This window comes from Algibacter miyuki (genome assembly GCF_030409805.1).
In the GTDB taxonomy this organism is placed as follows: Bacteria; Bacteroidota; Bacteroidia; order Flavobacteriales; family Flavobacteriaceae; genus Algibacter; species Algibacter miyuki.
Genome location: NZ_JAUFQP010000013.1, coordinates 1281135 through 1304540 on the forward strand (window position 1 = coordinate 1281135; position 23406 = coordinate 1304540).

A 23406-nucleotide genomic window follows, 5' to 3' on the forward strand; every position below is an offset into this window, starting at 1 on the left:
AAAACACTTTCCTTGCCTAAATGAAAAAACACCATAAAAAACGGTTAAGTTTAATATGATGTTCATTACACCTTAAATATATTTATTTTTAAATCTAACCGATTTAAAAGTATTCTTTTATTTTATCCCAACCTTTTCTTGGAGTTACTTTGAATTCGTCTTCTAATTCTTGTAATGATTTATTGGCGTTGTTAACTTTGTTGAAAATTTGAGCTCTAATAAGATAGATAGATGGAATTATAATACCCATTATAGGTAGTAGGTAAAATAATTGATTCGTATCTATAAACATAGTATCCTCATTTATAGTTGTGAAAATCTGGTAGATGTACATCGAGATTGGCACAAGTAGCGTATGATACCACCAATGACGACAAGTGAAAAACCAAATAAACAATAATAGTAGTGGTGTAGTTTTTCCCATAAGGGTCCAAACTAAAGTTTTCATACTACCATAGTAGGTACTGTCATATCTGAAAATAAAATTGTCCCAAACTGGTGTATGTGGGACAATTTCATATAAGTAAAATAAATAAGGGGTAGAAGCAATTATAGTGGCTATGATAGTCCCTATAATTAAACTTTTTCTATCCATGAGTGGGAATTTTAATTCTCCATTTTTCAATTTTTGCAGTTTGTTGCTCATCTTGGTTGATTGTATTAGCTGCATAAACTGTAACTGCCATTCCTCCGAAAATCGCAATAGCGATTAAATACTTTTTTGCTTTCATTCTATAGGGGTTTTTAATTATAATCCAAATTTAGATAAAGACTAAATTTAAAATCAAGCTCAAATGTTAAAATTATGTTAAAAACAATGTTTTTAAAAATTTCCCTTGAGGGTTTCCCGTAAAACTAATTTTATTTGATAAGTATTCGTGTTTTTGGCATGCTTATGAACTAATAATGTTAGGGTTGGTTGGTTTAATTTGCTACTAATTGTCGTGTGTTTTCTGATAATAGTTCTATGCTTATTATGTTTTCAGTTCCTGAGTATAGGGGTTCAAGAATTTCTGGCCATTCAATAATAATCCAATTATCAGAATCCAAATAATCTTCAATTCCAAAATTGTAAGCTTCCTCTAAATCGTTAATTCTATACAAATCGAAATGATATATTTTTTTATCATTCAATTGGTATTCATTAACAATAGAAAAGGTAGGACTGCTAACGTCGTCATGACTACCTAAAACCTTAATTATAGCACTAATTAGGGTTGTTTTTCCAACACCCATCTCGCCACGGAATAACAAGGTTTTAGACTTAACATTCTCAATGAGTTGTTTAGCAATACGTTCTACGTCTTTAAGTTGGTAAGTAACTTTCAATTTTAAAAATTTAATAACACAATAATAGTAAATAATTTTTAATTCCTACAAATAACAGCCACCCTAAAGCGCCTTTAGACTCAGTATTAACAATTACTTCGGATTAAATACGACAAATGGAATAACCATCTCCTCTAAAGAAACGCCACCGTGTTGATACGTGTTTCTAAAATAACTTACATAATGATTATAGTTGTTTGGGTAGGCGAAGAACAAGTCGTTTTTAGCAAAAATAAATGAACTGCTCATACTGATAGATGGTAAATGAATTTCTTTTGGGTTTTTAAACGCAACAACTTCTTTGTCTTCATAAGTTAAGCTACGCCCTGTTTTGTAACGTAAATTTAAACTGGTATCCCGATCGCCAATAACTTTCGATGGGTTTTTTACATTAATAGTCCCGTGGTCTGTGGTTAAAATTAGCTTAAAGCCAAGTTGTTGCGCTTGTTGAATCATTTCTAAAAGCGGTGAGTTTTTAAACCAACTGTGGGTTAAAGAACGATAAGCTTTATCATTAGAAGCCAATTCTTTTACAACTTCCATTTCTGTTTTTGAGTGCGAAAGCATATCTACAAAATTGTAAACTACAACGCTTAAATCATTTTTCTTTAAGCTTTTAAAATTGTCTACTAATTTTTTTCCTGCCTTTAAGTTTGTAATCTTGAAATATTCGTGTTCTAAATGGCTAAGGCCTAAACGTTTTAATTGCGTTTCTAGAAATTCTGCTTCAAAAAGATTTTTTCCACCTTCATCGGTATCATTTTTCCAGTATTTAGGAAATAATTTCTCCATATCACTAGGCATTAACCCAGAGAAAATAGCGTTTCTAGCGTATTGTGTAGCCGTTGGAAGGATGCTGAAAAAAGCATCTTCTGTTTCTTTTTTATAATAGTTATTAATAATAGGTTCGAACACTTTCCATTGATCGTAACGTAAATTATCAATAACCACAAGCAGTGTTGGCTGTTCTTTGCTTAGTTCTGGTGCAATTTTTTCTTTGAATAGCGTATGCGACATTATTGGAGCCTCAGTGTTTGGCTCAAACCAATCGGCATAGTTTTTTTCTATAAATTTACCAAAGTGCGTGTTGGCTTCATTTTTTTGAGATTCTAAAATTTCAAACATTCCGGCATCTTCAATATCTTCCAATTGGATTTCCCAATACACTAATTTTTGGTACAGGCTAACCCATTCTTCATAAGTGTTTACCATAGACAAGTCCATTGCAATTTTCCGGAACTCTTGTTGGTAATTAGATGTCGTTTTTTCAGAAATCAATCGGGAATGATCCAGATTTTTCTTTAAACTCAACAAAATTTGGTTTGGGTTTACGGGTTTTATTAGGTAATCGGCTATTTTATTGCCAATAGCTTCCTCCATTATATATTCTTCCTCACTTTTGGTGATCATCACCACCGGAAGGTTGTCTTTTTTCTCTTTAATTTCGTGTAACGTTTCTAAACCGCTAAGGCCTGGCATGTTTTCATCTAAAAACACGATATCGAAATTTTCTTCATCTAAAATATCGATCGCTTCTGAGCCACTATTGCATTTGGTAACTAAGTAATTTTTCTTCTCAAGAAATAAAATATGAGGTTTTAATAAATCAATTTCATCATCTACCCAAAGTATTTTTATTTTATTCATATGTATGTTTTTGTAAAGATTTTAAAGTTAAAATGAAGCGAAAAATGACAGCCTTTAAAATGTTAGTTAGGCTCATTTCATATCGCTATATTTGTAATATAATGTAAAAACTTAAAGTTTGAACAAACTTAAAATATTAAACGACCCAATTTACGGTTTTATTACTATTCCAAATTCGTTAGTTTTCGATTTAATACAACATAAATATTTTCAACGTTTACGCCGAATTACCCAAATGGGACTCTCATATATGGTATATCCGGGCGCACACCACACGCGGTTTCATCATGCTATTGGTTGCGTGCATTTAATGCAGCAAGCCGTGAATGTGCTTCGTTTTAAAGGGGTTATCATTTCTGAAGCAGAAGAAGAAGCGCTCTATATTGCCATATTATTGCATGATATTGGGCATGGTCCATTTTCGCATGCCATGGAACATAGTATTGTAGATAATGTATCTCACGAGGAAATTTCAATGCTTTTTATGGAGCGTTTGAATGTTGAATTTAACGGAAGTTTAACGCTAGCCATTGAAATTTTCAAAGGAAATTACCATCGAAAGTTCATGTATCAGCTTATTTCGGGTCAGTTTGATATGGATCGGGCCGATTATTTAAAACGTGATAGTTTTTACACAGGTGTAGCCGAAGGCAATATTAATAGCGAACGTTTAATTACTATGTTAAATGCTGTTGATGATGAATTGGTGGTTGAAGAAAAAGGCATTTATAGTGTTGAAAAATTCATTATTGCCCGCCGATTAATGTATTGGCAAGTGTATTTACATAAAACAGGTTTGGTTGCCGAGCAGTTACTAATTCGGGTTTTAAAACGCGCGAAAGAGTTAACCTTGAAAGGCGAAAAGTTGGAAGCTAGCAAACCGCTTCAGTTTTTTCTGAATAATGAAATTTCGATCAATGATTTTTCTGATGAAACCTTAAATATCTTTTCACAATTGGATGATTATGATATTATTTCGGCCATGAAAGCTTGGCAATTTCACGACGATTTTGTGTTAAGGCATTTGTGTGAAATGATTATTAACCGAAACTTATTAAAAATTAAGCTAAAGAATAAGCCAATAAAAAAACAAAATTTAGAAAAGCAAATTGAAATTTTTATTGGGCATCATAAAATTACTAGGGCAGAGGCTGAGTATTTTGTGTTCACCGGAAGCATTGCAAACCAGGCATATCAACTAAAACAGCAAGGAATTAACATTTTACATAAGTCTGGAAAAATTGAAGATATTGTAAAAGCATCCGATCAACTTAATTTAAAAGCGCTCTCAAAACCGGTAACCAAATATTATATATGTTACCCTAAGGTTAAAGTTTAACACATTTTTCCTATTTTTGCCTGAATCGAACAAAAAAACAATAAATCTTTAGTGTGAAGTTTACTGCACAACAAATAGCGGGTATTTTAGAAGGTGATGTCATTGGTAACCCCGATGTAGAAGTATCAAAGCTATCTAAAATTGAAGAAGGGTTTGAAGGGTCTTTGACCTTTTTAGCCAATCCTAAATACACCGCACATATATATAAAACAAAAGCGTCTGTAACTATTGTTAACAAGACGTTTAAGCCCGAAAAAGAATTAAATACAACACTTATTAAAGTGGAAGATGCCTATGTGGCATTTTCTAAAATACTAGAATATTACAATTCGGTAAAACTTAATAAAGTAGGTGTAGAGCAACCTTCGTTTATATCAGAATCTGCTAAATATGGTGATAATGTATATATAGGAGCCTTTAGCTATATTTCAGATAATGTGAGTATTGGTGAAAATGTAAAAATTTTCCCCAACAGTTATATTGGAGAGAATGTGGTTTTAGGCGATAACACGATCATTTTTGCAGGTGCTAAAATTTATTCTGAAACCATTATAGGTAAAAGCTGTGTGGTTAATTCTGGAGCTATTATTGGCGCAGACGGATTTGGGTTTGCTCCAAACGAAAATGGAGGCTATAATAAGATACCACAAACAGGAAATGTAATTATTGAAGATTATGTTGATGTTGGTGCTGGTACCACAATAGATAGAGCCACTTTAGGCTCTACCATTATTAGAAGAGGTGTTAAGTTGGATAATCAAATTCAAATAGCGCACAATGTCGAAATTGGTAAAAACACAGTTATTGCAGCACAATCAGGCGTTGCAGGATCTACTAAAATTGGCGAAAATTGCCAAATTGGAGGGCAAGTTGGTGTTGCAGGTCATATTACTATCGGTAATAACGTAAAAATACAAGCACAATCTGGTATTGCCAGACATGTAAAAGATAATGAAGTACTCCAAGGCTCCCCAGCTTTGGCTATTAGCGATTATAACAAATCGTATGTTCATTTTAAAAATCTACCAAGGATTGTTAAAAATATAAATGATTTAGAAAAAATAAATGGGAATAGTTAACACTGAAATCAAGCAAAAAACCATTCTAAAAGATGTTACTCTAACCGGAGTTGGTTTACACACAGGAAAAAATGTAACCTTAACTTTTAAACCAGCACCAGCCAATTCAGGCTTGTCTTTTAAACGTGTAGATTTAGAGGGAACACCTGTAATTGAAGCCGATGCCAATTATGTAACCAGTACACAACGTGGCACTTGTTTGGAGAAAAATGGGGTAACCATTCAAACGTCAGAGCATGTTTTAGCTGCATTTGTAGGTTTAGATGTCGATAATGTTATAATTGAATTAGATGCTGCCGAACCTCCAATTATGGACGGATCGTCTAAGTTTTTTGTTGAAGCTATCGAAAAAGCAGAAATTGTAGAATTAGATGCTTTTAGAGAAGTGTATGAAGTAACAGATGTTATTTCTTATGTTGATGAAGAATCGGGTAGCGAAATTTTAGTGATGCCAGCTAAAGAGTATCAAGTTACCACTATGGTCGATTTTGGAACTAAAGTTTTAGGTACTCAAAATGCAACATTAAACCAAGTTTCAGATTTTAAAGAAGAAATTTCAAACTCTAGAACTTTCAGTTTTTTACATGAAATTGAAATGCTTTTAGAGCATGGTTTAATTAAAGGAGGCGATTTAAATAATGCCATTGTTTATGTTGATAAAGAATTATCACCAGAAACCATGAAAAAATTAAGAGTTGCATTTAATAAAGAAAACATAGCCGTTAAACCAAACGGTATTTTAGATAACTTAACATTACATTATCCAAACGAAGCGGCACGCCATAAACTTTTAGATGTTATTGGTGATTTAGCTTTAATTGGTACGCACATTCGCGGAAAAGTAATTGCTAATAAACCTGGGCATTATATCAATACGCAGTTTGCTAAAAAATTATCTAAACTTATAAAAATAGAACGTCGTAATAATGTTCCAAATATAGATTTGAATCAAGCACCTTTAATGGATGTGAATCAAATTATGGATATGTTACCACACCGTCAACCTTTTTTATTAATAGATAAGGTTTTTGAGCTTTCTGAAAGTCATGTTATAGCCCAAAAAAACGTAACCATGAACGAGGAGTTTTTTAAAGGTCATTTTCCAGGAGCACCAGTAATGCCAGGCGTTTTAATAGTAGAAGCTATGGCGCAAACAGGTGGTGTTTTGGTATTAAACACAGTGCCAGATCCGGAAAATTATTTAACATTTTTCATGAAAATGGATAAAGTTAAATTTAAACAAAAAGTGGTACCAGGTGATACGTTAATCTTTAAATGTTCGTTAATCACACCTATTCGTCGTGGTATTTGTCACATGCAAGGGTATGCCTATGCCAACGGGAAACTTTGTGCAGAAGCCGAATTAATGGCGCAAATATCAAAAGTAAAGTAAATGGTGAATAGTTATAAATAACTAACATTCGCTTTAAGATTAAACTAAAAACTAAAAAATGAATCAACCATTAGCATATGTGCATCCAGGTGCCAAAATTGCAAAAAATGTGGTCATAGAGCCTTTTACTACCATTCATAATAATGTGATTATTGGTGAAGGCACGTGGATAGGAAGTAACGTAACCATCATGGAAGGTGCGCGTATTGGTAAAAATTGTAATATTTTTCCTGGTGCTGTTATTTCTGCAGTGCCACAAGATTTAAAATATAATGATGAAGATACCACTACTGAAATTGGCGACAATGTTACCATCAGAGAGTGTGTAACTATTAATAGAGGGACTACTGATAAAATGAAAACCGTAATTGGTAACAATTGTCTAATTATGGCGTATTGCCATATTGCACATGATTGTATTGTTGGTAATAACTGTATTTTTTCAAACAATAGTACGCTTGCAGGGCACATTACTGTTGGCGATTATGTGGTTTTAGCAGGTATGACGGCGGTTCATCAATTTGTATCCATAGGAAACCATGCCTTTGTAACCGGCGGATCGTTAGTTAGAAAAGATGTGCCTCCTTTTGTAAAAGCAGCTAGGGAACCTCTTTCTTATGTCGGGATTAACTCGGTTGGGTTAAGACGCCGTGGTTATACAACAGAAAAAATTAGAGAAATTCAAGATATTTTCAGAATCCTTTATCAGAAGAATTTTAATAATGCACAAGCTGCCGAAATTATTGAAGCAGAAATGGAGGCTACTCCAGAACGTGACGAAATTCTTCAATTTATCAAGAATTCACATCGTGGTATCATGAAAGGATACTTTAAATCAAATTAAATCGAGCTAGTCTTTTACAAAAAGGGCTAAAATCAAATATTAAATTACAAAATAAATTATGGTAACTACAAGTGATATTAGAAATGGCTTATGCCTTCGATATAACAACGATATATATAAAATCATTGAATTCTTACACGTAAAGCCAGGTAAGGGGCCGGCGTTTGTTAGAACCAAAATGAAAAGTGTAACAACTGGAAAAGTATTAGATAATACATTTTCTGCAGGACATAAATTAGAAGATGTTCGTGTTGAAACGCACAAATTTCAGTATTTATATAATGATGGTGAATTTTATCATTTTATGAATGAAGCTGATTATACTCAAATTCGTTTATTAGAAGCAGCTTTAGATAATCCAGGATTAATGAAAGAAGGCGAAGTAGTAACAGTATTAATTAATACTGAAGACAACTCACCACTTTCGGTAGATTTACCAGCAAGTGTTATTTTAGAAATAACAGCAACAGAGCCTGGCGTTAAGGGAAATACAGCAACAAATGCTACAAAACCGGCAACCGTAGAAACTGGAGCTACTGTTAATGTACCATTGTTTATTAACGAAGGTGATAAAATTAAAGTTGAAACAGCTAAGGGAACTTATAAAGAACGTGTAAAGGAGTAAACAACTTAACTGTATTCAATAAGTTACCTTAATATATGAAATTTCCAAAACCACATACTTTAGAACAAATAGCCACTTTAATTAGTAGCGAATTTGTTGGTGATGCGCATTATCCTGTTTTAGGGATGAACGAAATTCATGTTGTAGAACCTGGAGATATTGTTTTTGTAGATCATCCAAAATATTACGATAAAGCCTTAAATTCTGCAGCAACCATTATTTTAATAAATAAAGAAGTAGATTGCCCAGAAGGAAAAGTGTTATTGGTTAGCGACGATCCGTTTCGCGACTTTAATACATTAACCAATCACTTTAAACCATTTCAATCGGCCAATAGTGCTATTTCAGCAACGGCTAAAATTGGAAAAAACACGGTTATTCAACCCAATTGTTTTATTGGTCATAATGTTGAAATAGGAGATAATTGTATCATTCATGCTAATGTTAGTATTTATGATGATGCTGTAATTGGCAATAATGTCACCATTCATTCCGGAACTGTTTTAGGGGCTAATGCATTCTATTACAAAAAACGTCCTGAAGGTTATGATCGATTAAAATCTGGTGGACGTGTGGTTATTGAAGATCATGTCGATATTGGAGCAGCGTGCACCATTGATAGAGGTGTTACCGCAGATACACGTATAGGTTATGGTTCTAAATTGGATAATCAAATTCAAATTGGACACGATACTACATTGGGAAAACATTGTTTAATTGCTTCGCAAACAGGTATTGCTGGTTGTGTCGTGGTTGAAGATAATGTGGTAATCTGGGGGCAAGTAGGCGTAAAAAGTGGTATTACCATTGCCAAAGGCACCGAGATTTATGCACAGTCTGGTTTAGGACATTCTACGGATGAAAATAAAACATATTTTGGTTCGCCATCAGTAGAAGCTAGAGATAAATTCAAGGAAATGGCTTATATCCGGAAAATTCCGGAAATATTAGCTGAACTTAAAAAAAACAACAAAAAGTAATTCAGTTTTTACTTTAAAAATAGAATTCAAAAAATTACTTTTGTTAAGTAAATATAATAACGATAAAAAATCTTCTATGAGCGTTTTAGTAAACAAAGATTCAAAAATAATAGTTCAAGGTTTTACAGGTAGTGAAGGAACTTTTCACGCCAGCCAAATGATAGAATACGGAACCAACCTAGTTGGTGGTGTAACACCAGGTAAAGGTGGTCAAACCCATTTAGATAAACCTGTTTTTAATACAGTTTTAGAGGCTGTTCAACAAGTTGGAGCAGACACAACCATCATTTTTGTACCGCCAGCTTTTGCTGCCGATGCTATTATGGAAGCTGCCGATGCAGGTATTAAAGTTATTATTACTATTACTGAAGGTATTCCTGTTGCTGATATGATTACGGCAGCGAGTTACATTAAAAATAAAGATTGTCGTTTAATCGGCCCTAACTGTCCAGGTGTTATTACACCAGGTGAAGCTAAAGTTGGTATTATGCCAGGTTTCGTTTTCAAAAAAGGTACCGTTGGTATTGTTTCTAAATCAGGAACATTAACCTACGAAGCTGCTGACCAAGTTGTAAAACAAGGTTTAGGCATAACTACAGCTATTGGTATTGGTGGAGATCCAATTATTGGAACAACAACTAAAGAAGCTGTTGAATTATTAATCAATGACCCAGAAACTGAAGCTGTTGTAATGATAGGTGAAATTGGAGGTCAATTAGAAGCTGATGCTGCTAACTGGTACAAAGCAAGTGGTAGTAAAAAACCAGTTGTAGGTTTTATCGCTGGTGAAACTGCGCCTGCAGGTCGTACTATGGGACACGCTGGAGCTATTGTTGGAGGAAGTGATGATACTGCCCAAGCTAAGAAAGAAATTATGAGAGCTTGTGGTATTCACGTTGTAGATTCTCCTGCTGAAATTGGAAAGAAAATTGCTGAAGTTTTAGCAAAATAATGTGTTAAATCACAAATAGAATTACATAAAATTAATTCGTTAGCTTATTTTAGTTAACGAATTTTTTTTGCAATAATATTAAATTTAATTCGGCTATAAATTGAGGGAATCATTAAAATTGTTCTTTTAAAACAACATTAAACGATCGTAAGATAGAGCCCGAATTTTTATGCTGAATTTTAACTATAATTATTATCTTTGATTTTCGTTGCTTACCCAAGCAATCACAAGTTAAATTAAAAATTAAACCATAATAACGAATGATGTGAGACTTACCATATTGATGTTTTAATCATTTATGATTTAGATAAAAATAGTACTCATAAAGTCATTATAAAATAATAAAGTGAACAAATGAAATTATTAGAAGGAAAAACAGCCATAATCACTGGTGCCAGTAGAGGGATAGGAAAGGGTATTGCGGAAGTTTTCGCACAACAAGGCGCAAACGTAGCATTTACATATAGTTCTTCAGTAGAAGCAGCCAACGCTCTTGAGAAAGAATTAAATGCATTGGGTGTAAAAGCTAAAGGTTACCAAAGTAATGCCGCAAATTTTGAAGATGCTCAAAAATTAGCAGCAGAAGTTGCAGCAGAATTTGGAAGCATTGATATTTTGGTAAACAACGCTGGTATTACAAAAGATAACTTACTAATGCGTATTTCAGAAGAAGATTTTGATACCGTTATAGAAGTAAACTTAAAGTCTGTTTTTAATATGACCAAAGCCGTACAACGTACCATGTTAAAGCAACGCAAAGGTTCTATAATTAACATGAGTTCTGTGGTTGGTGTTAAAGGAAACGCAGGACAAACTAATTATGCAGCCTCGAAAGCGGGTATCATTGGTTTTTCAAAATCTGTAGCTTTAGAATTAGGTTCTAGAAATATTAGAAGCAACGTCGTGGCTCCAGGTTTTATTGAAACTGAAATGACTGCAAAATTAGATGAAGAAGTGGTTAAAGGATGGCGCGCAGGCATTCCATTAAAACGTGGCGGAACTCCAGAAGATATCGCTAATGTTTGTGTGTTTTTAGCGAGTGATATGTCGGCTTACATTACAGGGCAAACCTTAAATGTAGATGGCGGTATGCTAACTTAATTTTTAATTTCCATCACTTTGGAAAACTTATTAAAAATGGATTTAAAAGCTTAAATGCAAACAGACACATTAATTTACATTATACTAGCTGGAATAGTAGCGCTTTTGTTAGCTCTTTTTCAGTATATCAATAAAACGAAAAGCATGTCGAAAACGAACATGCTTTTCGCTTTTTTACGTTTTATTAGTCTGTTTTCGGTGTTTTTATTACTAATAAACCCGAAATTCGATCAAGTAACATTAACCGACGAGAGACCAAACTTAGTGATTGCGGTTGATAATTCTAATTCGGTAGCACACCTAAATCAAACTGAAAAAGCCAAGAGTTTAGTTGAAGCCCTTTCGGGGAATGATGCCTTAAAAGAAAAATTCAATTTAGAATTTTATACTTTTGGAGAACGCTTTAAGAATTCGGACTCGTTAAGCTTTGCAGAAAAACAGACCAATATTGATGAGGCTTTTTCTCAATTAGCTCAAATTTATAAAGGGCATACAGCTCCAACACTACTTATAACAGACGGTAATCAAACCTATGGAAACGATTACGAATTTGCGTTTTCAAAATACAAGCAACCCATTTATCCTATTATTTTAGGGGATACTATTACGTATACCGATTTAAAAATTCAGCAATTAAACGTCAATAAATACGCTTATTTAAAAAATAAATTTCCAGTTGAAACTTTTTTGGTTTATAACGGAAGTCAAAATATCACTTCTAAATTTGTGGTTAAAAAGGGAAATACAGTTGTGTTTTCAGAAACGATAAGCTTTTCAAAAGAAAACAATTCTAAGCTTTTAAACTTCAATTTACCAGCAGATCGTGTTGGCGTAAATACCTATCAGGCAACTTTATTACCGTTGGAAAATGAGAAAAATAAAGTTAATAATACCTATAATTTTGCCGTTGAAGTCATTGACCAGAAAACCAAAATAGCTTTAGTTTCTAGTTTTTACCATCCTGATTTAGGCGCGCTTAAAAGAAGTGTTGAAAGCAACGAAAGACGTGAGGTTTCTATTTTAAAACCAGAAGAGTTATTAGGTAAATTAAATGATTTTCAATTAGTTATACTGTATCAACCCAATGACAACTTCAAAAATGTATTAGCTGAATTAAATAAAGAAAACAAGAATAGATTCATTATTGAAGGCACAAAAACGGATTTAATTTTTCTAAATGAAAACAATAAAAGTTTCGACCATGAAATAACCGATGATTATGAAAATTATCAAGGGACTTTAAATACTAATTTTTCACCATTTTTAATGGATGATATTAATTTTGAATCTTTTCCGCCTCTAGAATCAAATTACGGATCTGTTATTTTTGCTGTGCCATTTCAAACCATATTGTATAAAACCGTGAATGGCATTTCAACAAACCAACCTTTGTTAGCCACTTTAGAAACTAATGGTAGGCGAGAAGCTGTTTTGTTTGGTGAGAACATTTGGCAATGGCGTTCACAGAGTTATTTAAATACAAAAGCCTTTAATCAATTTGATGATTTTATAGGGAAATTGGTGCAATATTTAGCGTCTAATAAAAAGCGAAATCGTTTGAATATTGATTATCAATCGTTTTACAATGGTAACGGAAATATCATTGTAAAGGCCGAGCTTTTCGATAAAAATTATGTTTTTGATGCTCGTGAAACGCTTCAAATTACGGTTACTGATAATCTTTCAAAAACATCTAAAACGTACCCTTTAATTCTGAAAAACAATAATTATCAGGTTGATTTAAGTCATTTATCGCCTTCAGAATATAGTTTTAAAGTAAGCTCAGGAAAGGAGAATTTATCAAAATCAGGACATTTTCAAATTTTAGAATACAACGTAGAACAGCAGTTTTTAAATGCTAATGTTGGTAAATTAGAACAGCTAGCTTCTAATAGTGAGGGAGATAGCTATTTCATTGATAATACAACGAGTTTGGTTGATGATTTGTTAGGTGATAATCGCTACAAAACCATTCAGAAAAGCCATAAAAATAGCCTACCTTTGATTGATTGGAAGTACTTACTGGCCATTATCGCATTGAGTTTATCTGCCGAGTGGTTTTTAAGAAAGTATAAGGGATTAATTTAATAGCTTCTCAATTTTATCATTACAGTATTAGCGCTTTTATTAGCTTTATTCACATGTGAAAATTGGAATAATTCAATATGAGATGTATGAATTTGTGTAAAATATGGAAAGAATAGAAACCATATATAAAAACTATGTTGATGATTTGTATGCTTACGGATTACATCTAGGTTTTAGCGCGAGTTCGGTTATGGACGCGATTCATAATGTGTTTCAAAAACTCCTTTTAAATAAAAACTTAAGTTACGCAGATAATGCAAAACCTTATTTACTGAAAAGTGTTAGAAATGAACTTTTAGATGAATATAAACGCAGTAAGAAGTTTTTAACTTATGAAATAGGTAATGAAGCATTACCCTTTAATTTAGATGTTAATGTTGAAGATGTTTTGCTCGAAAAAGAATCTAAATCTTTTTTAAAAACTAAAATTGATACCGCACTAAAAAGTTTAACGCCTAGGCAACGTGAGATTATTTACTTGCGTTATACACAGGATTATAATTACCAACAAATCTCCGAAATACTTAATATAACAGTACCTGCCTGTAGAAACCTCATTCTAAAAGCGCTTAAATATTTACGCCAAAATAACGCTGGAGAATTCTACTTGTTTCTATCCTGTAGCTCTAGCTAATATCTTTATTTTGTTACTTTAACATAATATTAACATTTAAGGCGGTGATACTTTTAGTGCTCCACAGTCTTGTAAGTGTATAAACTTTTTATGAAAGTTTAATTTTTAAATCACTTAGCTATTAAAATGACTGTAAAAGATTTTTTAGAGAATGATTATTTTATGTTACTCATGCTTATTAAGGATGATGAAACTAAAAAATATTGGGAATTATATCTTGATAAACACCCTGGCGACCGTGCCAATTTTGAAGCTGCCAAGGTTGAGTTTAGCAACGTAAAATTTAATTCTGAACGCTTATCATCAGATAATCGCGAACTTTTACACCAACGTATTTTTGAGAATTCAAATAAAGTTGTAAGAACGCATAAACTCCGAAAGTTTTATTACGTAGCTGCGGCTTGTGCTTTAATTTTCGTGTTTTTAGGGATTTATTCTACTTCAGATGAATTAGAAGTTCAGCAAATTATAGTTGAAAAAGCGACAACTGATACTTCCATTCAGTTAATTACAAAAGATAAAACTTTTTCACTACCCAATAACGAAGTGCTTACCGTTAGCGAAACAGGAATAACAAATGCGGAAGGTGAAAATTTAGAAACCAATACTGAAAATAGTTTTAACACGCTTAAAGTGCCTTTCGGAAAACGCTCTGAGTTAGTCCTAGCCGATGGTTCTAAATTATGGGTAAATTCAGGATCTACCGTACGGTTTCCTTCCAAATTCAATACAGATAATAGAACTATTCATGTTGAAGGTGAAATTTATATCGAAGTATTTAAAGATAAGACGAAACCTTTTAAAGTAGAAACATCGCGCTTTGATGTGAATGTTTATGGAACAACGTTCGATGTAAAAGCTTATGAAAACAGTAACGATCAAAGGGTTGTTTTGGTTGAAGGATCAGTGGGGGTTTCTACAATAGACAATATGGAGGCTGATATGGTTCCAAATGAATCGTTAGATATTTCATCATCACAATTGGTTAAGAAAAACGTGGATACCGAAATGTACACTTCTTGGAAAAACGGGTATTTAATATTCGATGACACTCCTATAGAATCCATTTTACTAGAATTATCTAGGTATTACAATGTTTCATTTTCGAATGTTGAAAATGATCTTAAAGGAGAAAGCTGCACAGGGAAAATTTATTTATCATCAAACTTAGAAGATGTACTAGAAACCTTATCGACACTTTCTAATAATACATTTAAAATTCAAAATAACGATACTAATTAGGCCGTATAATAACATCAATAGATCTCATTTACAATGAAAAAAACACTTTCAGAAAAACTCAAGCTGTATAATATGCCAAGCGTGAACAAAAAGCTTATAAGTATTTTAACTTTTCAATTACTAACTATATTGGCGAGTTTACATGCGACAACAGCAAATTCTCAAATAGGAAACATAACCTTAAATTTTGAAAACATTTCGATTAAAGAAGTGATTTCAAAAATTGAGAAAAAATCGGATTATGTTTTTATTCAATCAGGCTTAAATGATGCGGATTTAAACACCAAAGTAAGTTTAAATGTTGTTGATAAGGATATCAAAGAGGTATTCAAACTTATTTTAAGCGATACCAACATAAAATATAGGGTTATAAACAAACAGGTGGTGCTTTATAAAGAGAAAGAAAAGGCCTCTAAAAGTATTTTAAGTCAGTTATTGCAGAACTTATTAGACATATCTGGAGTTGTATCAGATGAGTCGGGCCAGCCCATAGCAAGCGTAACTTTAGTTTTAAAAAACGATCCAACCAAATGGTCTATTACAGATTTTGACGGAAACTTTTCTATTGAAGGAATTCCGGAAGGAAGTATTGTAAAAATTTCAAGTATGGGTTTTTTAGATCAAGAATTGGTGGTAACAACATCTTGGTTTAAAAATATTGTTTTAAAAGAAGATATTCAATCTTTAGATGAAGTTATTGTAACTAGTAATTATGGTACTACACAAAAGAAATCGAATTTAGTATCGAGTGCGTACCAAATAAAATCTAAGGATATTGCTAATTTACCACAGCAACGTGTAGATAAGCTTTTGGAAGGTATTATTCCGGGTTTAGAGCTTAATCCACAAAGTAACGGAGCTACAAGTTCAAGACCAAGATATTCGGTTACCATTAGAGGTAAAGCATCATTAACAGCTTCAAACGAGCCATTGTGGATTGTGGATGGAGTGCCTATTAATACTGGAGGTAAAACAAATTTAATTTCAGGAATACAAACAAGCGTAAGTCCGTTATCATTTATAAATCCAGATGATATTGAATCTATGACTGTGTTAAAAGATGCTTCAGCAACCACTATTTATGGTGCTGATGGGGCCAATGGAGTAATTTTAGTAACCTTAAAAAAGGGTAAAGCGAATAAACCACAATTAAATTTATCATTACGTTCAGGAGTGTCATTTATTAATAATAGTACAAAATTTAAGGTACTTGACGGGCAAGATTATTTAACCTTGGCAAAAGAAGCTTTTGTAAATGCTGGAAACGATTTAGCTCTATTTCCTTTTACAGATAATCCTATGAATAGTTACTCAACAACCAATACAGATTGGTATGATGAGTTTTTTGACATAGGATCGACCTCACAAATTAATTTATCGGCATCGGGTGGAAGCGAAAAATCGACTTACCGAATTTCGGGTTCGTATTTTGAAAACAACATGGCGTTGCAAGGCAATAAGCAACAACGTATGTCTTTGCGTTCTAATAATAATGTAAAGCTTTCTAATAAATTAAATTTAAATTTTTCTTTATCAGGATCTTATAACATCAACAGCACATTTTCGCCAGGAGATGAATACCATAGTAATATTCCTATTATCTCGCCTTACAATGCCGATGGCACGCTTAGGCAACTATATTCTATTATTGAAGGAACTAATACGGATGGCTCACCAAGATGGATAGAGAAAAAGTTTTTCAATAGTATTTCAGAACGTGAGCAAAATGATAACGGTCAAAACGCTTTTGCTTTTCAAGGATCGGTGCAGTTAAAATATGACATAAACGATATGTTTTCTTTTAGTTCTCAATTTGGGATAGATTATAATAATTATCAAGAAGATATATATCAATCCATGAAAAACTGGTCTGGTACTAGTTTAGAAGGCGTTCCAGAAGGTTATGCTTACGCAACGAGTGCTAACTTTTTAAACTGGAATACTATTCACAGATTAAATTTTAATAAAACCATGGGATTACACCAAGTTTCTGGTGTTGTTGGTTTAGAGTTGGGCTCTAATACATCTAAAACAATAAGCGCTAATGGATCTGGTTTTGTAAACGACCATATCCGATTGGTTGGTTTGGCATCATTTTCTGATGGAACTAACAGTGAATACATCACAAGGAAGGCGTCTGTTTTAGGGCAAATATCTTATAGTTATGATAATCGTTACAACTTATCTTTAAACGCTAGAAATGATGGAAATTCTAACTTCGGAAAAAATGTACGTCGTGCAAATTTCTTGTCTGCTGGTGCTTCTTGGAATATTCATAAGGAAGATTTTTTCAATAGTGATTTAATCAATGTTTTAAGTTTGAAAGGAAGTTACGGAACCAATGGGAATTCAAGGTTTGGTACTCAAGATCCGGAAGGGGTTTATGTTATTAATAGTTCTTATCAATACGGCGATTCATTAGGCGCAGGAATATCAACAGGAGCAAATCCAGATTTAAGTTGGGAAACTACGTATATGGCGAATTTTGGTTTACGTATAGCTTTACTAAATAATCGATTAGATATTTTAACTGAAGTTTACCGAAATAAAACCGAAAATTTAATTAGTGATTTAGATGCTTCTCGTACTACAGGAGTAACTACAATTGTAAGAAATGTTGGTGAAATTGAAAATAAAGGTATAGAAGTAACTATTGAATCTCAAAATATTGTTACTAAAAACTTCAATTGGCAAACGCGTTTGATAGCGTCTCACAATCAGAATAAATTATTAGAACTTTATAATGATCTTCCAAAGAATTTAGGAAAGAAACGTTTAGAAGTTGGTAAAAGTACAGATACTTATTATTTAGTAAGATGGGCTGGTGTAGACCCTAGAGATGGAAGTCCAATGTGGTATGATACCGAAGGTAATATCACTAAAGAATATAGTATTGATAATAGAGTTGCCGAAAAAGCATCAAATCCTGATGTATTTGGAAGTATGACTAATACGTTTTCTTATAAAAATAAATTCAATTTTAGCATAACAACAGGTTATACTGTGGGCGGATACAGTTTCAGCACCTTTGCTAGAAATGTAAATTCAGATGGTTTAAATATCAATAGTGATAACCAATCTGTAAATCAATTAGACCGTTGGCAATCCGAAGGCGATTTAGCTTTAGCTCCAAAACCTGTTTGGGGTGTTAGTACAGGATCTACTAGAGATTCTACAAGATTCCTATTCAGTAAAACCAATATTAAAATACAAAACGCCTCTTTTAGTTATGTTTTTGACGACCAATTAACAAAATCATTAGGTCTACAATCTATGGGACTTTCGCTTATAGGAAACAATTTATATGTGTGGACTCCGCATGATATAGACGGCAGAAACTCTTACAAAAGTAACATTGGTGGTTATCCTATTGAAACCGAAATTTCATTAGGATTAAACGTAACATTTTAAATAGAAAAGACATGAAATATATAAAAACAATAATTACTGTATTCAGTTTTATTTTGGTCACAAACTGCGATAGTTTTTTAGAAGTAGATCAAATTGGAAAATCGTCTATTCCTGTTTTCTTTTCAGATATGGATGGTATTCGTGGTGCTTTACCTGGCGCTTACAGTTCGGTTTATAAATACTATGGCGAAGAGTTGGTATTGTATCCCGATGTTGCCGGAGACATGCTTCAATTAGTTTCTGTTGGAGATAACCCAATGCTTTCTCAGTATAATTACAATTCGAATCCTCAGGATGAATTAACGGCCGTTGGAGGGATTTGGACCGATGCTAATGAAGCGTTAGTTAACGTGAATAATATTCTAGAATATCAGCCAGAGTTACTTGACGCATTTCCTGAAAGTGCCGATGAATTACGCATTATTAAAGCTGAAGCCTTGTTTTTACGCGCATTAATTCATTTCGATTTGGTTCGTGTTTATGCTCAACCTTATAATTTTACAGCAGATGCCAGCCATATTGGAGTTCCAGTAATTTTAAAAACACCGAGTTCAGACGATAATGTTGCTAGAAACACAGTAAAAGAAGTTTACACACAAATTATAAAAGATTTAAAAGAGTCTGAAACACTTTACGGAGACGAAACAGGTTCTGAATCGAGTTACTACGCTTCTAAAAGAGCTGTTTATGGCTTGTTAGCGCGTGCTTTTCTATACACAGAAAACTGGACAGAAGCTGTCAGCTATTCAACATTAGCTATTAATAGTACGCCATTAGCAGAAGGACAAGATTATTTAGATATGTTTTTAGAAGTTGAAGATGATGATGAATCACTTTTCAAATTAAACGGAAAATTAAAATCTCCAGAATTAATAAGTTTCTATAATTTACAAAGTCCGTTAGGTTATGCCAGTGAAAAACTAATGAATCTTTTAGATGAAAATCCAGACGATTTACGATTACAACTTTTAGAATTTAACTCCGGAGCTAATACCTATGGTACTTTAAAATATTTAAAAGAATCACTTCCTATTGCTGAAAAATATTACAACATTATCGTATTGCGAACTTCTGAAATGTATTTAATTCGAGCAGAAGCTAATAATAATTTAGACGCTTTGACTGAAGCTATCACCGACGTGAAAACCTTGTTGGCAAGAAACTATCAAAAAGACGTTAGTGAAATTACCATTACAGAAAACACGAAAGAAGCCGTAGCTGCTTTAATAGATGTTGAACGTACTAAAGAACTTTGTTTTGAAGGTCACCGTTTATACGATTTAACAAGAACCAAACAAGATATGGTTCGCGATGCAAGTACATCTTCTAATATTAAAGAAGTTTTGTACCCAAATAGCATGTTTATTTTACCAATTCCTCAAAAAGAAATGGATGTAAACACCGGAATGATACAAAATGAAGATTATTAAAACTTTTAGGTACACTCTAATTTTAAAGCACAAATCATGAAAAAAATAATATTGCCATTATTGGTTTTAATCATCACGCTAAGCTCTTGTAACAAAGAGGAAATTGATGTTTTCGACGAACCTTTTGTTCATCTAAATTTTAACGGACTCTCAACGGTAAATATCAATTCCAACAGAAAGGATATTGTTTCTTATTACATCTATTTAAGTTCTAAGCCGTTAGAAAAAGATATGCTTCTAGATTATTCTGTAATTATTGGAGATGGTTTACAAGCTGGTGTCGATTTTAATATTTTAACTACAGAATATCCACTGATTTTTCCAACAGGTATTTACAGACGACCAATTCAAATTCAATGGTTAGATCATGTTTTAGATTCAGAAAAAGATAACACCTTAACCATTAAGTTAGATTCTAACAATTTGGATATTCAAGTCGGGTTACCTGGACCCGACGGCAATCAAAGTGAATTAGTTTTACAAAAAATAAACAATTAATTAATGCGCATAACAATCTATTTTATATTGTTTTTTATGAGTCTGTCAAGCTTTTCGCAAAGTTTGGTTCAAGATTCGAGGCTTATAAAAAAGCAACTTGAAAATGGCTTAACTTATTATATTTATCCTACCGATAAAGTCGAAGGGCAGGCCTATTTTAGGTTATTTGTAAAGGTGGGGTCGTTGCAGGAAACTAAAAAACAACGTGGTTTAGCTCATTTTTTAGAGCATATGGCTTTTAATGGGATTGAACATTTTAAAGCGAATGAGTTAATTGCGTTTTTAGAAAAAAAGGGTTCTAAATTTGGACATGATTTAAATGCGCATACGTCTTTTGAAGAAACCATTTATAAGTTAAAAGTACCAACGAAAGAAGCTACTGTGGTCGATTCTACATTAACCATCATGTCGGATTGGGTTGATGGGATGCTTTTGGATCCTTTAGAGGTTGAAAAAGAACGCGGTGTTGTTTTGTCGGAATGGCTTTCTAAACAATCACCAAAAAATCAAAGCGGGCAAATATTTTTAAACACTTTATTAAATAATTCGAGATATTCTCAACGCACCGTGATAGGGGATACCGTTAGTTTAAAACACTTTAAGCATGAAGAATTAAAAGCATTTTATCAAAAATGGTATGATCCTTCTTTAATGGCAGTCGCTGTTTCTGGCGATGTAAATGCGGAAGATGTAGAACGTGCTATTATTGAAAAATTCGGAAACATTCCATCGAAATTTCCTGTGGCGACTTTAGGTGAAATTCCAAATTACACTAAAGATAGTTTGATTGTTTACAGTGATAAATGGACTAAAAAAACACAGCTCAATTACATTCAATTACAAGATGTTTTTAAGGATGTAGATAATGAAGCGGCCTATCAAAAATATTTAAAACGGAGTGTTTTAAATAAATTAACATCGGCACGATTGGCAAAATTGTCGTTTAATGATACCAAATATAATAAAGCAAGTATTAGTGTTGGGAATTTTTTAAAATCTAAAGGGGCTTTGGTGGCTACTATTGATTTAAAACCTGAAAATGCTTTAGAAGGTGTTAACGAATTCAACCGTTATTTTCAGCAAATTGCGCAGTATGGTTTTACTCCGCAGGAAATAGATAAGGTAAAGAAAACGATGCTTGGTGCTTTTAAGCGAGATTTAAACGATGACAAACCGGTGTCGGGATCTGGAATGATCAATCAGATGTATCAAGATTTCTTTTACGGAAACATGATTATTTCATTAAAAGATGAATATAAATTGATGGAAGATTGCTTTGCGGCATTAGATTCTATTCAAATTCTTAAAGCTGTAAAGGAAAATAGTAACACTAAAAATCCTTTTCATTATTTGCTAACCACGAATAATGAAGATGCAAGTCGTTTACCAAATAAAGAAGCGTTATTAGAAGCTGCTAAAAGTTTGAAATATCAAGAAGTAGTACCTTATGAAAATGATATTGATATTCCCAAAAAGTTATTAAGCACATCACCTAAGCCAGGAACGGTTACTAAAATTGTGGAGCTACCTAAAATTGATGCGCACGAAATTCATTTAAGTAATGGGGCTAAAGTGGTTTACAAAAAATCGATACTAGAAGGCGATAATGTGTTACTCGCAGGTTTTAGAAAAGGTGGTTTTTACGCGGTAGATAGTACGAACTACATCAACGCTCAGTATGCGGCAACTACGGTTTCTATGAGCGGTTATGGTGATTTTTCTAGAGAAGCTTTAAGTCATTTTTTAGCAGGGAATAGTGCGAAAATTCAATTCCTTATAGATAAAACGCGCTCCGGATTTTTTGGAAGTGCCGATGGTACTGATATAAAAACACTGTTTGAGTTATTCTACTTAAAGGCGACGCAACCAAAAGTAGATTCTTTGTTGTTTGATCAGTTAAAAGAAGCGGCTATTGAAAATATTTCAGAAAAACCAAAAACTAAGACAGAAAAATTTCAAGAGGAATTTAAATTTTTGGTTCGCGGAAAGGATTACACAAGCCTAAGACGAACAAAAGCATCGATAGAAAACGGATTAGATAAAGCAGCACTACTGCCCATTTATAATGATTTTTTCGGAGGCGCGAATCATTATGTGTTTACTATAATTTCAGATAAGGAATTAAACGAAATTTTACCTTTTATTAAAAGCTATATTGGTGCACTTCCGAAGGGGGATTTTGATAATTCATATCAATATAAACCACAACCTATTAATAAGAAACCTGTTGATTTTATAAAAGCGGGTGGCGATTCTCCAAAAGCGAGCTTCTCATTAGTTTTTCAACAAGACGCTCCAATAAAAAATGTGGCTAGTTTAGAGATTAAAAATGAAATTTTAGAGGCTATATTAAAATTAGAATTAAACAAGCGTTTAAGAGAAGATTTAGGTGTTGTTTATGGTGTAAGTGTTTCTGTAAGCGCAACGAAGCATCCAACATCATTAGGACGACAAACTATAGGTTTGGTTTGTAAACCATCGGATGTTGATCAAATTGCATCAGAAATTAAAACCATTTTAAATGGCTTAGCATCTGGTGAAATTAATTTCTCTGAAGATTTAGAAAAGGTGAAAACCAACCTTAATAATACTTTCAACATAAATAAACAGAAGAATTCATTTTGGACTAAGAGTATCCGAAATTATTACTTCAATCATTATAAAAACTGGGATTTTGTAACCGATTTCGAAAGTATGGTGAATAAAATTTCAAAGAAAGATATAGAAAAATTAGCAAAAAAATATTTTATAAAAACACCGCAAATAAAAGCGGTCTTATATCCCGAAAATTATTAATTAGAAACCTTTAATTTA

The 23406-nt window shown here is 32.9% G+C and carries 19 protein-coding genes; 15 read left to right on the forward strand and 4 right to left on the reverse strand.

Going from position 1 to position 23406, the window contains the following annotated elements:
- Window positions 1–103 precede the first annotated feature (103 nt).
- The 4 genes from QWY92_RS17380 to porX all read right to left on the reverse strand — a co-directional run bounded on the left by QWY92_RS17380 (window position 104) and on the right by porX (window position 2976).
- Window positions 104–595 (reverse strand): hypothetical protein, encoded by a 492-nt coding sequence (locus QWY92_RS17380; protein WP_290273658.1) that lies wholly within the window; start codon window positions 593–595, stop codon window positions 104–106.
- Entirely contained in the window at window positions 588–731 is a 144-nt protein-coding gene (locus QWY92_RS17385; RefSeq protein ID WP_290273661.1) for a hypothetical protein, read from the reverse strand. Before QWY92_RS17385 ends, QWY92_RS17380 begins: the two co-directional genes overlap by 8 nt.
- Before the next feature lie 193 nt (window positions 732–924).
- Window positions 925–1329: a tRNA (adenosine(37)-N6)-threonylcarbamoyltransferase complex ATPase subunit type 1 TsaE gene (gene tsaE / locus QWY92_RS17390; protein WP_290273664.1), complete on the reverse strand. Its 405-nt coding sequence runs from the start codon at window positions 1327–1329 to the stop codon at window positions 925–927.
- Between the two features lie 93 nt (window positions 1330–1422).
- Window positions 1423–2976, reverse strand: coding sequence for a T9SS response regulator signal transducer PorX (porX, locus tag QWY92_RS17395; RefSeq protein ID WP_290273667.1), 1554 nt, complete (start codon window positions 2974–2976; stop codon window positions 1423–1425).
- Window positions 2977–3094: 118 nt separating this feature from the next.
- Between porX and QWY92_RS17400 the strand changes: the two genes are divergently transcribed.
- From QWY92_RS17400 to QWY92_RS17470, 15 genes are all read left to right on the forward strand, one after another.
- A complete protein-coding gene (locus tag QWY92_RS17400) occupies window positions 3095–4315 on the forward strand; it encodes an HD domain-containing protein (RefSeq protein WP_290273670.1) in 1221 nt (406 codons plus the stop codon).
- A gap of 53 nt (window positions 4316–4368) precedes the next feature.
- Complete coding sequence (lpxD, locus tag QWY92_RS17405; RefSeq protein ID WP_290273674.1) at window positions 4369–5394, forward strand: UDP-3-O-(3-hydroxymyristoyl)glucosamine N-acyltransferase; 1026 nt, start codon at window positions 4369–4371, stop codon at window positions 5392–5394.
- Window positions 5381–6787 (forward strand): bifunctional UDP-3-O-[3-hydroxymyristoyl] N-acetylglucosamine deacetylase/3-hydroxyacyl-ACP dehydratase, encoded by a 1407-nt coding sequence (locus QWY92_RS17410; protein ID WP_290273677.1) that lies wholly within the window; start codon window positions 5381–5383, stop codon window positions 6785–6787. Before lpxD ends, QWY92_RS17410 begins: the two co-directional genes overlap by 14 nt.
- A gap of 58 nt (window positions 6788–6845) precedes the next feature.
- A complete protein-coding gene (gene lpxA, locus QWY92_RS17415; protein WP_290273680.1) occupies window positions 6846–7631 on the forward strand; it encodes an acyl-ACP--UDP-N-acetylglucosamine O-acyltransferase in 786 nt (261 codons plus the stop codon).
- Between the two features lie 58 nt (window positions 7632–7689).
- Window positions 7690–8256, forward strand: a complete 567-nt coding sequence (gene efp, locus QWY92_RS17420; protein ID WP_290273683.1) for an elongation factor P — start codon at window positions 7690–7692, stop codon at window positions 8254–8256.
- A gap of 35 nt (window positions 8257–8291) precedes the next feature.
- Window positions 8292–9236 (forward strand): UDP-3-O-(3-hydroxymyristoyl)glucosamine N-acyltransferase, encoded by a 945-nt coding sequence (locus QWY92_RS17425; protein ID WP_290273686.1) that lies wholly within the window; start codon window positions 8292–8294, stop codon window positions 9234–9236.
- A gap of 76 nt (window positions 9237–9312) precedes the next feature.
- A complete protein-coding gene (gene sucD, locus QWY92_RS17430; protein WP_290273689.1) occupies window positions 9313–10188 on the forward strand; it encodes a succinate--CoA ligase subunit alpha in 876 nt (291 codons plus the stop codon).
- 354 nt (window positions 10189–10542) lie between these two features.
- On the forward strand, window positions 10543–11289 hold the full coding sequence (gene fabG / locus QWY92_RS17435; RefSeq protein WP_290273690.1) for a 3-oxoacyl-[acyl-carrier-protein] reductase: 747 nt from the start codon (window positions 10543–10545) through the stop codon (window positions 11287–11289).
- Between the two features lie 144 nt (window positions 11290–11433).
- Window positions 11434–13377, forward strand: a complete 1944-nt coding sequence (locus QWY92_RS17440) for a VWA domain-containing protein (RefSeq protein WP_336622103.1) — start codon at window positions 11434–11436, stop codon at window positions 13375–13377.
- A 103-nt stretch (window positions 13378–13480) separates the two neighbouring features.
- On the forward strand, window positions 13481–14011 hold the full coding sequence (locus QWY92_RS17445) for an RNA polymerase sigma factor (RefSeq protein WP_290273697.1): 531 nt from the start codon (window positions 13481–13483) through the stop codon (window positions 14009–14011).
- Between the two features lie 126 nt (window positions 14012–14137).
- Window positions 14138–15253: a FecR family protein gene (locus tag QWY92_RS17450; protein ID WP_290273700.1), complete on the forward strand. Its 1116-nt coding sequence runs from the start codon at window positions 14138–14140 to the stop codon at window positions 15251–15253.
- A 33-nt stretch (window positions 15254–15286) separates the two neighbouring features.
- Window positions 15287–18664, forward strand: coding sequence for a SusC/RagA family TonB-linked outer membrane protein (locus tag QWY92_RS17455; protein ID WP_290273703.1), 3378 nt, complete (start codon window positions 15287–15289; stop codon window positions 18662–18664).
- Between the two features lie 11 nt (window positions 18665–18675).
- Window positions 18676–20094 (forward strand): RagB/SusD family nutrient uptake outer membrane protein, encoded by a 1419-nt coding sequence (locus QWY92_RS17460; RefSeq protein WP_290273704.1) that lies wholly within the window; start codon window positions 18676–18678, stop codon window positions 20092–20094.
- 36 nt (window positions 20095–20130) lie between these two features.
- On the forward strand, window positions 20131–20592 hold the full coding sequence (locus QWY92_RS17465; RefSeq protein ID WP_290273705.1) for a hypothetical protein: 462 nt from the start codon (window positions 20131–20133) through the stop codon (window positions 20590–20592).
- 3 nt (window positions 20593–20595) lie between these two features.
- Complete coding sequence (locus tag QWY92_RS17470) at window positions 20596–23388, forward strand: M16 family metallopeptidase (protein WP_290273707.1); 2793 nt, start codon at window positions 20596–20598, stop codon at window positions 23386–23388.
- Window positions 23389–23406 lie beyond the last annotated feature (18 nt).

Coding starts and splice junctions, on each gene's coding strand:
- porX (WP_290273667.1), bottom strand. CDS start 2,976: ATGAATAAAATAAAAATACTTTGGGTAGATGATGAAATTGATTTATTA.
- lpxA (WP_290273680.1), top strand. CDS start 6,846: ATGAATCAACCATTAGCATATGTGCATCCAGGTGCCAAAATTGCAAAA.
- QWY92_RS17425 (WP_290273686.1), top strand. CDS start 8,292: ATGAAATTTCCAAAACCACATACTTTAGAACAAATAGCCACTTTAATT.
- QWY92_RS17380 (WP_290273658.1), bottom strand. CDS start 595: ATGGATAGAAAAAGTTTAATTATAGGGACTATCATAGCCACTATAATT.
- QWY92_RS17450 (WP_290273700.1), top strand. CDS start 14,138: ATGACTGTAAAAGATTTTTTAGAGAATGATTATTTTATGTTACTCATG.
- fabG (WP_290273690.1), top strand. CDS start 10,543: ATGAAATTATTAGAAGGAAAAACAGCCATAATCACTGGTGCCAGTAGA.
- QWY92_RS17465 (WP_290273705.1), top strand. CDS start 20,131: ATGAAAAAAATAATATTGCCATTATTGGTTTTAATCATCACGCTAAGC.
- QWY92_RS17445 (WP_290273697.1), top strand. CDS start 13,481: ATGGAAAGAATAGAAACCATATATAAAAACTATGTTGATGATTTGTAT.
- QWY92_RS17410 (WP_290273677.1), top strand. CDS start 5,381: ATGGGAATAGTTAACACTGAAATCAAGCAAAAAACCATTCTAAAAGAT.
- sucD (WP_290273689.1), top strand. CDS start 9,313: ATGAGCGTTTTAGTAAACAAAGATTCAAAAATAATAGTTCAAGGTTTT.
- QWY92_RS17385 (WP_290273661.1), bottom strand. CDS start 731: ATGAAAGCAAAAAAGTATTTAATCGCTATTGCGATTTTCGGAGGAATG.
- efp (WP_290273683.1), top strand. CDS start 7,690: ATGGTAACTACAAGTGATATTAGAAATGGCTTATGCCTTCGATATAAC.
- QWY92_RS17455 (WP_290273703.1), top strand. CDS start 15,287: ATGAAAAAAACACTTTCAGAAAAACTCAAGCTGTATAATATGCCAAGC.
- QWY92_RS17470 (WP_290273707.1), top strand. CDS start 20,596: ATGCGCATAACAATCTATTTTATATTGTTTTTTATGAGTCTGTCAAGC.
- QWY92_RS17440 (WP_336622103.1), top strand. CDS start 11,434: ATGTCGAAAACGAACATGCTTTTCGCTTTTTTACGTTTTATTAGTCTG.
- QWY92_RS17460 (WP_290273704.1), top strand. CDS start 18,676: ATGAAATATATAAAAACAATAATTACTGTATTCAGTTTTATTTTGGTC.